Origin of the sequence: Paenibacillus lemnae (assembly GCF_012933385.1) — a bacterium.
GTDB lineage: Bacteria > Bacillota > Bacilli > Paenibacillales > Paenibacillaceae > Paenibacillus_AQ > Paenibacillus_AQ lemnae.
In genome coordinates, this window is sequence record NZ_JABBPN010000036.1 from 1 (window position 1) to 13,406 (window position 13,406).

Here is a 13,406-nt window from a genome sequence, read left to right on the forward strand (position 1 = left end):
AAAACTTCGCCAAGTTGGGGTGAAGTCCCTTTTTTATGTCTGGAAATCCTTTTGTATCAAGGGCTCCGATTAATGCAAAATGCTCAATTTAATTATCTCAATATGATCTTGAAATGCATTTTTAAGAAAAACAGCATTTTTGATTGCTTTTAGTAAAGTAATATACACGGACTTCGACATATGCTGATGGTTTTATTTTGGGGTCAGTTACAATAAGGATAGCGAACATAATTATACTTTCCTTGGTGATGTTGACATCAAGAGTGTGATTATAGATGGAACCAAGTTTGACTAGAAATAATTAAAACTTCTTTGTGAGCAGGTTCATTTGCAACTTTTCCTGCCTAATGCGTGTTCTATTATCAGATAGATAGAGAAATATTCCAGGTTGGGAGGATAAACTCAAATGAACATTCAAAAGAAAAGATTCATTAGTCATTCCATTAAACGTCTATGTGTAGGTGTAATCGCTGGTCTATTGGCAGCTTCTTCATTATCTTTAACCGTTCAGGCAGAAAAAGCTGTTGTTTCGAGCAACAACGGTGCTGCATTTTCAAAAGTTAAGGTGCCTGAACTGAAGCCTTCCTGGTCGTTAAAGGTGGACAACAAGTTAGACAGTGGTGATCCTGACATTTCGAGTAACTACGCAGCAGTTGAGGACAGCAAGGTGTTCACTTTTATTGGAAAAAAGCTAGTTGCCGTAGATGCAAAGACGGGTGAGCAGCTGTGGAGTTATGGTAAAAACCTGACACCTCATGTTGTCTATGATAATGGCATGCTTTATGGCCTTTCAGGAGATCAGAAGCCATATGCTCTACATGCGAAAACTGGAAAAGTGAAGTGGTTATCGAAATCACCGGCTATTCATAAAGCACAGCCGGGTATGGAGGCCATGATGCCGAAATCTGATTCACTTTATGTGATTAAAGGCAGCACTACCTTTGCTTTTGATAAAATAACAGGGAAGTTACGCTGGAAGGCAGATGAAACAGGAGGAAATGGTACAGATTACATTGAGGAAGCAAGTGGAGTTATTCTTCGGACATTCCTTGTTCAAGGAGCACTAACGAGTGTACAACTGGATGCTTTTGATAAGAAGACAGGTAAGAAGTTATGGGGTATTTTCGGCCAGGGTGATGCTATTCGCATTAAAGACGGTCTTGTGTATTCTATCGACCACTATTCACAATTAATGACGGATTATGAGTCACTGCCTGAACGCAAGGTCATCATTAATGTATATAATTTGAAGACTGGTGTAAAGAAAGGCACACGGGAATACAATTGGAAACAATCAGGATTACCGCCGTATCCATTTGGACAAGGAAATGTAATCGTGCATGGGGATAAGATTTACATTCAACAAGCTGATAAGGTGGCCGAATATGATTTCGACTCCTATAAGCCTAATCCGGTTCCACTTCGTACATTTAAGATTCCTTACGGAGATAACTGGACATTAATTAATCTTGTGCAGGATCGGCTGATCTTCAAAAATAATTCAACAAATGAAATCACAGGCATTAAGACGGTGAACAATCGACAGGTAGGCTGGAATGGTGATGCACCGTTAGCTCAGGTTGATGTGTTTCAAAAAGGAGTATTCCGAGCACAGCGAAACGGTACACTTCTTGGGATCAATTTTCTGACAACCAAACCTATGTTTAGAATAACAACCGGATCAGATTTACACGAGGCAACTTTAAAGACAGGGGATATGATCATTATTCAAGCAGAAGGGAAACTCCTCGGAGTGAAACTGCCAGCAGCGTTGAGCTAAACAGCCATGAAGTCCGATAGACCGATTGAACCGGTACATTGAAAATGCACCCTCAAATGACCATTAGATACCTTGAGAATATCTAATAGTCATTATAAAGGATGCATTTTGCTTATGAGCTATAAGTTAATCCACACAATCACACTACATCAATGACGACCATCTGATGGCACGAAAGCTTAGGCAGTGTGTAAGAGACTGTACGATCGGTAATATTAAAAGCCAGCTCCTCTAGCTGCGGCGCCGTGTAAACCCGCTTCACCTGCTTGCCGGTGTCCGGCAGTTGGATGCTGACGGTCGTATCGTAAATCGGAACAATATCTTCGATCACTTCAATGCCATCGCCGCGCTTGACCGGAGCGGCATACAGAAGATGATTCACATATCGCTGCTCCTTCGGCTGCTCCATTAAAGTTACAATGCCTTGAGCAGGAAGATTGGTCGTAAGAGTACCGTTATCTCCCAGCAAGCGATCCAGACCATGCAGGATCGTTTCTTTAATCGCCAGACTGCCCTTGGCTGCATAATCCTCGAAAACGTTCCAGGCGATATAAATGCCGTTCGGACTTTCCACCATACCCGGTCCATTGTTCTGGCCTGCACTTGGCGTGTGCTGATGAGAACAGAAGGTGAAGACCTCCCTGTTGAAATAAGGGAATTCCCTATGACCGATTTCGACGCCACTCTCGGTCCGCTCTACTTGCTGCCCTTGAGTATAGAAGACAAAGGATGCCTTGCCAAGACTCGGGAGCTCGAAGTCAGGGTGGAAATAATCCGGCTTGTAAGGAGAGGGTTCTAGATAACGCACTCCCAGATCAATGGCGAAAGCCGTTTTTTCCAGATTCAAGCCCGATGTCCCTGTGGCCAAGACCTTTCCACCCTTCGCCAAATAGGAGACCAGCTTCTCTGCCGTTTCTTCCGACAGAAGAAACCGGTCGGGAAGAATCAGTACACGGTAAGCGTCCCAGCGGCTATCCAGATCTACGACATCGAACAAAATTTTGCCTTCGAGCAGGATGCGTACGGCTCCGGCATCGGAATCACCCACGCGGTTATGCCCCGATTCCGCTTGATCAGCGGCTAACGCCTCGAGGGTCAGCAGCGCAACATCCGCAACCGGCGAGGTATCCACACACCAGGTTTCTTTTTGCTCCACTTCACGGTAAGCAGCACCAACCAGCTTGTAGGTAGCCGGGTCCATCATGCCTTCCGGATGCAGCTGGTCGCCAATGGAGCAGCGTGCACCATTCGCGATACTGAGTGCGGTTTCATAACGCAGTGCATTCGGATGCTTGTACCCGCCAAATTCCCCCCATGTTGTATGAAATTTGCCGGTCATGCCGAGGTAAGGCAGCCCAAGGCCCTGCGCATAGCGGACGGAGAGCGGGAAATGATCATAACCCCAGCCTCCTGTAGGCAGGGATTCCAGCTCCAGATGCGTGTTCATCTGTGCAAGGTCACGTCTGCCCCGGCGGATATGGCCACCATTATGAAAGACGGGTAAGCCCGGCTTGTGAGCATCAATTGCTTCCCGAATCCGGCGGGTGTACGTGGCATAGGTTCGTTCGCCGAGCTCGAGAATGTCTGCTGGATCTTGAGGGTTTTTGCCTTCAGCCAGCAGAGTATTGACACAATTATGGCAGTAGCACTCACGTACACCGACAATATCCAGGAAGATGCCATCGGCATCATAATGCTGCACAACTTCCTCGACTTGACGGATGAGAACGTTCAGATAGGGGGAGTTCATACAGAACTGGTGATATCCCGGCTTCATGAAACTATCTACCCAATTTGTCTTGTCATGGATGTCCCGAATAAGCCACTCCGGATGGCGGCGGGCCAGCTTTTCATCGAGACCAGCCGAGAGGTATACCGGTGTGTTGACATTGATTTCGTGAGCTGCTTCGATCATCGCCCCCAGCAGATCAAATTGGAGTTCCGGATGCATTTCATTAGCCTCAGAAGGGTGATAGGCCCAGCCGTGATGGCATTTGGAAAATACCGTAATCGAGTCGACATGTCCTTCCTGGAGCATGCTCTGGAATTGCTTTTTATCAAAGCGGCTCCCGATGCCGGGGATGGCTTCGGAGGTATGAAAGTCGAGATGAATTTGACGAAAACGCATGAATGTATTCCTCCTCAATAAGGAAATATGAACTTCCTACAGCATACCCGTTCGTGCGCTTTGAACATAGTGACAGGGACGACTCGTAATAGCACATTTCCGACCAAGTAGTGAATTGTCAGGAGCGGACAGCTTCGTTACAATAATAGCAACTTGATAATTCACTCTACATTGTAATAAGGAGGACTCAACTATGGATTGTGTGCAGCTGCGCATCCCGCCGCTTCCCCAGTTATTAACGGTAGGGCATTCCCGATGGACTGTGGGAATGCAGCACTTCGAAAGAATCTTCCAAGTATACGATCTACTGATGGTCTTCGATGGAACTCTGCATATGTCGGAGAATGGTATTCCGTATTCCATTAACGCGGGTGAGCTGCTGCTCCTGGAGCCGGGACTATCCCATGTCGGGCACCTTCCTTGCACGGAAACTACAGATATTTATTGGGTTCATTTCAAGCATGATGCGCCATGTCAGAAGATGCCTGTAAAGCAGGTAGCCTGGTCCACTAGAATCCGGGAAGGGACAGATTATGATCTAACTCCTGCAGAGCAGTTCCTGTATCTTCCGAAATATGGTTCTTTCGAGATCGAAACGTTGAAAAAAGTACTGGATGACATGCTTCGGCTTCGACAGACATTAACGATGGAATATGCTGTGGATATGCAGGTGCTGTTCGGCAGGTTGTTGACGGTGCTTCAATCGGGGCTGCGGATGGAGCGTAAGGGAAGCCGTTCTTATCTTGTAGCAAACAAAGTCATGACATACCTTAGGGCACACTTGGCAAATCCGTTTCATGCGGGAAGGATGGCAGAGGAACTCCATTTTGATGAGGATTATTCGGCTCGGTGTCTGCGCAAGCATACGGGAATGAGCCCGATGAAGTATCACCATATGCTGCGTATGGAGGAAGCCAAGCAGCTATTGATCTACTCAGACCGGTCATTGAGGGAGATTGCCGATATAATCGGATATACCGACTACAATTACTTCACACGTATATTCAAGCGAACCATTGGGGTCACGCCGAGCATGTTTCGACAGGCGTCAGCCCAGTATATGTAAGGGGAGTTGTACGTTATTCTTGCAAATACAATGGACTAATCCTTATGGGGGAAATGAGGAACCAATACAGATTACAGATCGTAATCAAAATTTAACGAATCCCGATGTGCACATAACACCTTTGTATTATTTGCCACAATCACAAGAGATTCATTATGGCCTGTGGTTCAAAAAGTGGGCTTATCAGTCAGACAAAATACCAGATAGAGTTTTTCAGACAACCATTAAAGACGAAAATGGTAGGCGATTTGACAATGAACTGGTTACAAGAGTAACAAACGTGGTGTTTGATGAATTTCACTATAGGTCATTACCTGTCGATCTAACGAATCAAAACACTATTGAATTGACCATTTCATTGATCGAAGAAAACGGGAACCAAATTACCCCAATAAAATCCACAACACCGAGAACAGAATAGCGATAGTGGATACAAATATTAATTCTGGACTTAGGGGAGAAGTTATGGTTTTAGAGTTTAATGAGGATAAAAAAGACCTTTGTTTCTATTGGAAGATATAATTATATGGACTTTTTTTACAATCCTGTAAAAATACATTCACTGAAATTGAATTCCTAAAGACCAAAACATTCAACCGAACGAAGAGCTCCGGCCAGCGCCAGGGCTCTTTCGTGCCTAATGTGTTTCCCTTTGAAGACAAAAAGTCAATAAAAAGATGATTCATAGTATTGACTTAGAGTGCGCTTAAACTCTTATACTGATAGCGAAAGCTGCAAGTAAGCGGAAGTTAATTCAGTTTTTAAGAGGAGGATATAAGGTGAAGCATTATGCATTAGAGAACACTGGAATGTTAGTAAGCGCTTTTTCTTTGGGATGTCTGAACTTTGGATCGCGAACCAACAAGACAACCTCTTTCCAGCTGCTTGATCATTTTTTTGAAGCAGGTGGAAACTTTCTGGATACTGCCAATAATTATGCGGTATGGAATGAAGGCTGTGTTGGTGGGGAGAGTGAGTCTTTGCTTGGGGAATGGATGACCGAAAGAAAAAACAGACATCAGATCATTTTGGCAACCAAAGTGGGTGCAAAACCGATATTACCCAAAAGTGAACAATTGGAAGGCTTAAGCCGCAAAGCGATTGAGAAAGAAATTGACGAAAGTTTGCTGAGATTACGAACAGATTATATAGATTTATATTATGCTCATATTGATGATACCGAAACAGAACTTGAGGAAACCTTGGAGACATTAGACGATTTGGTTAAAATCGGCAAGGTCAGGGCTATAGGCTGCAGCAATTATCAGCTTTCCAGGATCCTTGAGGCCAAAGCCATCAGTATGTCAAACGGATGGGCTTCCTATTGCTGCATCCAGCAGCGATATACTTATTTTCGTCCCAGGGGAGATGCGGATTTCGGACTTCAGGTCAGTGCGGATGAGGATTTGATTGCTTACTGCAGTCAACACGATGATTTTACGCTCATGGCTTATTCACCTCTCCTTGGAGGTATATACAGCAAGAAGGATGCTGTCCTACCCGCTGCATATCGGAGAGAGGATCAGATGACTCGACTGCTTACGCTAAGGAAGGTGGCTGAAGAACTGGGAGCAACGCCGAACCAGCTTATCCTTGCTTGGATGCTGCAAAATCATCCGAGAGCTCTTCCAGTTGTTGCTGCAAGCGATCTAACGCAATTAGAAGAGAATTTGGGGGCCCTTAATCTCCGTATTAACTCAGAGCAGCTTGAACGATTGAACGGCACCTCCTTCAATTAATCAACGATGACAAACCTGTGTAAAAGTATGATCAAAATACCTAACGTTTACTGGTGGCTTACGGCTTATAAACTGATGGGAAAAGGAGCGGACTTGATATGAGCGGCAAAGAGATGACCATTCAGCAGGCAGCTGAGTTGACGGGGTTAAGTGTACATACACTTCGGTATTATGAAAGGATCGGTTTGATGGACCCTATACCCCGGGCAAAAAATGGTCATCGGGTATATCAAGAACATGATTTTGAGTGGATTGTATTACTCGCAAAGCTTAGAAGTACAGGAATGCCGATCGTACTTATGCAGCGGTTCGCTGATATGATGCGGCTGGGGGATAGTGGCATTCCCAAGCGCAGAAAGCTTCTAGAAGATCATCAGCAGAAATTAATCGAGCAGGCTCAAACGATTCATCAAACATTGGATATTTTGCGGGATAAAATTGATTATTACCGTTCTTGGGAAGAAGAAACCCAAATTAACAGAGGCTGATGTACCTAAAACGGCATTTCTCATTCCAACACGGAATTAATAAACGAGAGTCATGTGATAGGGGAGGGCATGATCGATGAATCGGTTTAAAAAAATCCTCAAAAGCAAAGTCTTCATGTTTTTCGCAGCTCTGTTCGTTTTTATCTATATAACCAACAGTTCGCAATTTGCGAAAGAGCCGCAGCATGGCCCTCTTCTACTGGCGCATAGAGGTCTCGGACAAACGTTCTCTTTAGACGGTGTTGTGAATGATACGTGCACTGCTGAACGAATCTATACACCGGAATATTCATATCTCGAAAATACGATTCCTTCCATGAAAGCTGCTTTTGAGGCGGGGGCTGATATCGTTGAATTCGATATACATATTACCAAGGACAACCAATTCGCAGTATTTCATGATTGGACGCTTGGCTGTCGAACGGACATGGAAGGCGTTACGAGGGACTACACGATGGCCCAATTAAAGAGAGCAGACATTGGATACGGTTACACGGCCGATGGAGGGTTGACTTTTCCTTTTCGATACAAGGGAATTGGTATGATGCCTTCCCTCTCAGAGGTCCTGGATCGATTTCCTGATAAATCGTTCCTGATCGACGTTAAAAGTAATGATCCCGAGGAAGGGAAATTGCTTGCCTCGTATTTATCCAAGCTCCCGAAGAAGCAGCAAGATCTGCTGGCTGTATACGGAGGAGACGAACCTATTGTTGCCTTGAAAGAAGAGATGCCACAGATGCGCGTCATGTCGAAAGCGACGATGAAAAAATGTCTGATCCCATATCTTTCTGCCGGATGGACGGGGATTATACCAGCCGCGTGCAAACATACTCAACTGCACATACCGGAGGAAATGGCAAAATGGTTGTGGGGTTGGCCTCAGAAATTTCAGAACCGGATGGAAGATGCAGATACGCGCGTCATTGTGGTCGGCGGGGATGGAGGTGAGTTCTCAAGCGGGTTTGACAGTCCTGTGGATATCGAACGGCTGCCTTCGAACTATTCCGGCGGGATCTGGAGCAACCGAATCGATCGAATTGGTCCGATCTATAAATAAGTTGATTTAGCCGCCGCTACATCACGGACCCTGCTAAATATGCGAGCAAGAGCCGTTGCTTTGCTATTAAAAAGCAGCGTCAGCAATTTGACGCCCACTATTATCGGCTCCAAAAGCAATTTAGTACAAATTTCTTCCCATTGTAAGTCGCTATTATAGCGGCTTTTTTATTTTATTGGTCATTATTTTATTGGTCATTAATTTCACCATAGCTGCAGCCGAGCTTCCAGTATCTTAGTCATCTGTTCGACCATCTCTTCTGGCGTATAGGGCATGGATTCAATGATCCACCACTCAATCAACCCCGTAACGGAAATGGATAAGAATTGTGCCATCACATCTCGCTGGATACCCGTTTCCAGATCCATGTAATTCACCACCACCGTAATATTCTCCTTAATAAACTGTGTCATACGATGTCTGAAAGTTGGAATACCTTTGTTGGTCATCAACACGCGATAGATCGACACATGCTCCTTCAGATACGTGAGCGCACGAATCAGCAGCTCCCGGGATAGTTCAGTAGATACTCCTTCCTCTTGCAAACAACTGTCAACAAGCATCATCAGATACGTCTCCACGCTCTGTTCTAGCAGGTCATATTTGTCTGTAAAATGCAAATAGACTGTTCCACGGTTGACATTGGCACGATCCGCAATCCCTTGAATAGTGATCTTCTCAAATTCCTGCTCCTCCAACAACCCGATGAATGCTTGCATAATCATTTGTCTTGATCGCTCGATACGTCGATCCATGTTTTCACCTCATCCTTGAACATATCCAGCTTTCGTTGTTCATTTCTCAACAAAAGCAGTTTCGATTAACCATTGTGCTTGCTGGGAGGGGACTATATTGAACATTCTTGTGTATGGAGCAGGCGTGCAGGGAAGCTATTTAACTCATGTTCTAATACAGGGCGGTCATGATGTGACCGTGTTAGCAAGAGGAAAGCGAGCAGATGAACTAGAAGAGAAGGGGGTTGTCATCCGGCATCACTTTCAGCGCAAGACAACCTTCGATCCGGTTCGTGTGATTCGTACACTTGAGCCGGGTGACTTGTATGACTTGATCTTCATCATGATGAAATATTCAGACTTTGGGGCTGTGCTGCCGATTCTCGCGAACAACGATAGCCGCAATATTATACTGGTTGGCAATAATATGGATACCTATGCTATGCAGGACTATTTGAAGGCTGGCCGGTCACCCAAACAGGTCGCCTTTGGATTCCAGCAGACCGCTGGTACACGTGCCGACGGGCAAGTCATTTGCATTCGAGTCGGCCACGGGCAGATGGTCATTGGGGGATTGAATAGCCCCATTCCGTTCCGCACCCTGCTGGAGGAGACATTCAAGCGTACCAAGTACAAGCTCAACTTTCATGACCAGATTGATGCCTGGCTGAAAAATCACATGGTGCTGATAGTGCCCATGACCATGGTTATACTGATGCATGGCTTCCAAATGAAACAGGTTGTTCGTGACGACAAGAGGTTGCGTCGGTTGGTGGCCGCGATGGGGGAGGGCTTTCACGTGCTGGATTCATTGGGTTACCCTCTGACCCCGGTGGGTCAAGCAACTTGGATTATCAGATATCCACGCTTAGTTCGCTGGGCCCTAAAACTTTTTTTCTTGCTCCCGGTTAGTCGGTTGATTGATGGGACGGATGTGGAGCTTAACGCCTTGAATTACACATTCGCCGAGTTGAGGACCAGATCGGATGTGCCTATGCCGAATTGGAATTCATTGGAGGCGGAGCGGATTATCCAATCGTAGTTAGTGCGATTTGCTCCACCGCTATTGGAAGAGGAATCGAAGTTAAAGTAACCGGAGCAAAAAGAAGTGAAACCAGTTTAACTGGTTAGTGAAAGTGACAAATAATACTGATCCTGAACAGATTTGCTGTCAGGCTAGCGTCTTTAGGCGCAGTTTGGCAACAGAGGGTTATCCCCCAAGTGCAAACCACCTGTTGGACGGGTGGTCATGATTAACGCAACTAAAAATCGAATATTTTCCCTCACCCGTTACTTTTTCTCTGCCCAGCACATCTAATCTATGTCGACAGTAATGATACACAAGAAGGCCCGGGTCTTCTAGGAGGTGGGAAACATTAAAAGCACGGCAATTAATCCATCAGGTAGCGTTAAATCGTCGGATAAAATGGAGCTGGCAAAGCTCGCATGGTCTGCTCGACAGGGAAATACAGAAGCCTTTCTTGAATTGATAGAGTGTCTGAAGGGAGCGCTCTATAGAACCGCAAGAACAATTCTAAAAAGAGACGAGGACTGTGCGGATGCGCTCCAAGAAACCATCGTTAAGGCCTACAAAGCGATCAGTTCGCTGAGAGAGCCGGCACATGTTAAAACATGGCTGTACAGAATCCTTATCAATGAGTGCACCACGATATTGCAGAAGAGACTACGCGAGTCCCTGCCCGGCACGCTGCCGGAGCCTGTTGTTGATAGTCCGGTTTACCAAGACGTAGAACTAAAAGAAGCTATTGATCGGCTGGAGGATCCACTTCGGTTGGTCGTGGTGCTAGTCTATTTGGAGGATATGAAGATTGCAGATGCCGCAGCAATTCTTGGCATCAGCGAAGGCGCAGCCAAGATGCGGCTGAAACGAAGCAAGGCCCAGCTGAGAAACTGGCTGGAGTCGACATGGGAAGGGAGAGGTAATCATGAAATTAGACCCGATTGATGAGCGGCTGAACCGACTTCGCCCGGAGAATGAACAAAAAGTAAACATCCCCGAAGTCGTGGACCTTCGAATAGAGAAAATACTCGGGAGAATCCGGGCTGAGGCATCTTCCTCATTGTCAGCAACCGGCGAGCGCTACGAGCAGGATCGAGTTGTCGACTTTGAAGACATCCGGCAGGTGAATGCTCAATCTGGGCGCACGCAATCTATCGTCCCCAGACGGTTCCACCGGCTGCGACGCTTGACAGCCGTAACCGTAGCAAGCGTGTTACTGATTGGAGCGGGAATGGCCGGTCTCGGTTACTTATCACCGACATTCGCTGATTCGATGCGGTCAGTACCGGTGATCGGAAGCTTATTCTCCTTGTATGGGGACAAAGGAATGCAAGCCGCAGCGGAAAAAGGATTGGTGCAATCAGTTGCAGTCACCGAGACTCACGGAGACACAACAATCAGCGTTAAAAATGTCATTTACGATGGGGCGAGAATCGTGCTGGAGGTTCAGCGGGAGGATGAAGGGGAGTTCTACAGCCGCAACTTGCAGGAGTCTAAGCATGGCGAGCTGACTTGGGTCGATGCATATTTGCAGGGGCAGCAGTTGCTGCCGTCCTGGGGTCCGGCTGGAGAGGATTCCGTGCTCGTAAATATTGATCGGCTGCAATCAGAGTTGCCGAGTCAGTTCACGCTTGGTGTTAAACTTACGGTGGCCGGAGTTGAGGAGCCATTTAGCTTTGACGTACCAGTAAAAGTCAATGCCGAACCGGTTGTGATCGAGAAGCCTGAAATGCCAGATACACTCGCTTATCGCGGATTTGTAGTAGACAAGGTGGTCGTGACACCCGTGACGACACAGGTGTTCTTCCATCTTCGGCCCAAGGCCGAGGATACAGCAAACACATTTGTACATCCGGATGATTTTGATATGTCGGCAGCGCGAGATGATCAGGGGCGCGTCTATGAGATACTTGGTCGTCAGGGTGAGCCGGAGTCGGAGTCGGGCAGTGAACAGCTTTATATATTCGAGCCCGTCAATAAGGGAGCGAGCGCTCTCAAGTTAAACTTCAATGTCGCAGGCGGCCCTGATGGCAAGCCGTACACAATTGAAATGGAGGTGCCGCTACCGGATCATCAACGGTAATGCTGGAAATAACACATAATACCAGATTTAGCCTTTTTTAGGAAGGGACTAATAACACTCTGATTGAAGCTCAAAATGTCTGGGGACAAGAACATGGTCCCTTTGAAAGTCGCTAATAGCGGCTTTTTTGTTTTATCGGTACAAGTTCTTGTCACGAGCCAAAGACAAGAACTTGTACCGATTGCCGTAAAGGACAAGAACATGGTTCGATTACCGATTAGGCATGAATCTAATCGATTTCCGCCCGTAATTCATTAAGCTAACGGGCAGGATAGATTACTGGGATCTTGAAATACAGGGCAGCAGATCATTGAGTTCGGAAACCTTTCGTTGAGCAAATAGGCAGTATATTGAATATAAGTCGCTCTGAACCATACCACAAGTAACGGTGTTTCATTTGATTATGATTCAATGAGTCGAATTGAGAAAGTGAATGGTGGGGTGGATGGAGCCTATTCTTATGAGTGTTTACGTGAAGTAGAAGAAACATTACAAGAAGATCGAATAAGCAGAGTAGCCGTAAACGCAGACGGAAAAGCTATTGGTTGGATAGCGGGATCTAGTAGTTATAAGGGAAACGTATGGGACATTCACCCGTTAATTGTTCATAATGATTACCGCAATAAATGTTTATTGCATACTAAGAATGCCGAGAATCGCAGCGTAAAAATGCTCAAGTAGATGCAAAAATAAAGAGGCACTTGTCAGCACCACAATTTCCTCCTATCGTTAGGTTAGCGACAACTTGACGAAGGAGACTGGAAGGATGCTGAAAATGCCCCAGCAACAGTATATCAAATTTTTACGCGAAGCAGAAGGATTAACGGTAAGCGAAATTGCTAGACAAACGGGAGTGCACTGGCGAACAGCAAAGCGTTACGCAGACCAGGACAACTGGAATGAAAGCTTGGCGAAACGAAAAAGCAGCAGCCCGGTCATGGGCCCTCACATGGAGGTGGTCGATACCTGGCTAGAAGAGGACCGGCTGCTTCCACGCAAGCAGCGCCATACTGGGGTCCGGATCTTCCAAAGACTGAAAGAAGAGTATGCGTTTACGGGTGGACAACGTACGGTGTTAGCCTACGTGAAGAAGCGCAAGGGTGAAATGGAATTGGAGAAAGCGAAGGTATACGAGCGATTAGAGCACCCTCCAGGAGAAGCTCAAGTCGACTTCACAACCATTCAAGTTAGCCAAGGCCAGCAGCTGCTGACCTACAAGCTGCTGGTCGTCTCCTTTCCTTACAGCAATCGGTCTTTTGTGTATCCAACACCTGCCGAAAACCAGGAATGTTTCCTGGAAGGGATGAAGC

General features: G+C 46.2%; 13 protein-coding genes. 11 read left to right on the forward strand and 2 right to left on the reverse strand.

All coding sequences use genetic code 11. The annotated features are described in order from the left end of the window. The first annotated feature begins 406 nt into the window (after window positions 1-406). Window positions 407-1,780: an outer membrane protein assembly factor BamB family protein gene (locus HII30_RS21090; protein ID WP_169507019.1), complete on the forward strand. Its 1,374-nt coding sequence runs from the start codon at window positions 407-409 to the stop codon at window positions 1,778-1,780. A 139-nt stretch (window positions 1,781-1,919) separates the two neighbouring features. On the opposite strand, the gene HII30_RS21095 is transcribed toward HII30_RS21090, so the two are convergent. Then, complete coding sequence (locus HII30_RS21095; RefSeq protein ID WP_169507020.1) at window positions 1,920-3,908, reverse strand: beta-galactosidase trimerization domain-containing protein; 1,989 nt, start codon at window positions 3,906-3,908, stop codon at window positions 1,920-1,922. Between the two features lie 193 nt (window positions 3,909-4,101). Between HII30_RS21095 and HII30_RS21100 the strand changes: the two genes are divergently transcribed. The 5 genes from HII30_RS21100 to HII30_RS21120 all read left to right on the forward strand — a co-directional run bounded on the left by HII30_RS21100 (window position 4,102) and on the right by HII30_RS21120 (window position 8,258). Beyond that, window positions 4,102-4,974: a helix-turn-helix domain-containing protein gene (locus HII30_RS21100; RefSeq protein ID WP_169507021.1), complete on the forward strand. Its 873-nt coding sequence runs from the start codon at window positions 4,102-4,104 to the stop codon at window positions 4,972-4,974. A gap of 19 nt (window positions 4,975-4,993) precedes the next feature. Next, window positions 4,994-5,395: a hypothetical protein gene (locus HII30_RS21105; protein ID WP_169507022.1), complete on the forward strand. Its 402-nt coding sequence runs from the start codon at window positions 4,994-4,996 to the stop codon at window positions 5,393-5,395. Between the two features lie 358 nt (window positions 5,396-5,753). Continuing rightward, complete coding sequence (locus HII30_RS21110) at window positions 5,754-6,713, forward strand: aldo/keto reductase (RefSeq protein ID WP_169507023.1); 960 nt, start codon at window positions 5,754-5,756, stop codon at window positions 6,711-6,713. A gap of 98 nt (window positions 6,714-6,811) precedes the next feature. Further along, window positions 6,812-7,201, forward strand: coding sequence for a MerR family transcriptional regulator (locus HII30_RS21115; RefSeq protein ID WP_246246813.1), 390 nt, complete (start codon window positions 6,812-6,814; stop codon window positions 7,199-7,201). Between the two features lie 76 nt (window positions 7,202-7,277). Then, entirely contained in the window at window positions 7,278-8,258 is a 981-nt protein-coding gene (locus HII30_RS21120) for a glycerophosphodiester phosphodiesterase family protein (RefSeq protein ID WP_169507024.1), read from the forward strand. A gap of 203 nt (window positions 8,259-8,461) precedes the next feature. Here the strand turns inward: HII30_RS21120 and HII30_RS21125 are convergent, their stop codons facing one another. Then, window positions 8,462-9,013 (reverse strand): TetR/AcrR family transcriptional regulator, encoded by a 552-nt coding sequence (locus HII30_RS21125; protein ID WP_169507025.1) that lies wholly within the window; start codon window positions 9,011-9,013, stop codon window positions 8,462-8,464. Window positions 9,014-9,110: 97 nt separating this feature from the next. On the opposite strand from HII30_RS21125, the gene HII30_RS21130 reads away from it, so the two are divergent. From HII30_RS21130 to HII30_RS21145, 5 genes are all read left to right on the forward strand, one after another. Beyond that, window positions 9,111-10,034 (forward strand): ketopantoate reductase family protein, encoded by a 924-nt coding sequence (locus HII30_RS21130; protein WP_169507026.1) that lies wholly within the window; start codon window positions 9,111-9,113, stop codon window positions 10,032-10,034. Between the two features lie 384 nt (window positions 10,035-10,418). Further along, window positions 10,419-10,958, forward strand: coding sequence for a sigma-70 family RNA polymerase sigma factor (locus HII30_RS21135; RefSeq protein ID WP_169507027.1), 540 nt, complete (start codon window positions 10,419-10,421; stop codon window positions 10,956-10,958). Window positions 10,959-11,016: 58 nt separating this feature from the next. Next, window positions 11,017-12,096, forward strand: a complete 1,080-nt coding sequence (locus HII30_RS21140) for a DUF4179 domain-containing protein (RefSeq protein WP_169507028.1) — start codon at window positions 11,017-11,019, stop codon at window positions 12,094-12,096. Between the two features lie 411 nt (window positions 12,097-12,507). Next, window positions 12,508-12,777 carry a GNAT family N-acetyltransferase gene (locus HII30_RS22030; RefSeq protein WP_425496013.1) on the forward strand — a complete coding sequence of 90 codons (270 nt, stop codon included), beginning with the start codon at window positions 12,508-12,510 and terminating at the stop codon, window positions 12,775-12,777. 85 nt (window positions 12,778-12,862) lie between these two features. Beyond that, on the forward strand, window positions 12,863-13,406 hold a 544-nt coding region (locus tag HII30_RS21145), incomplete at its 3' end, for a transposase (protein ID WP_169507029.1).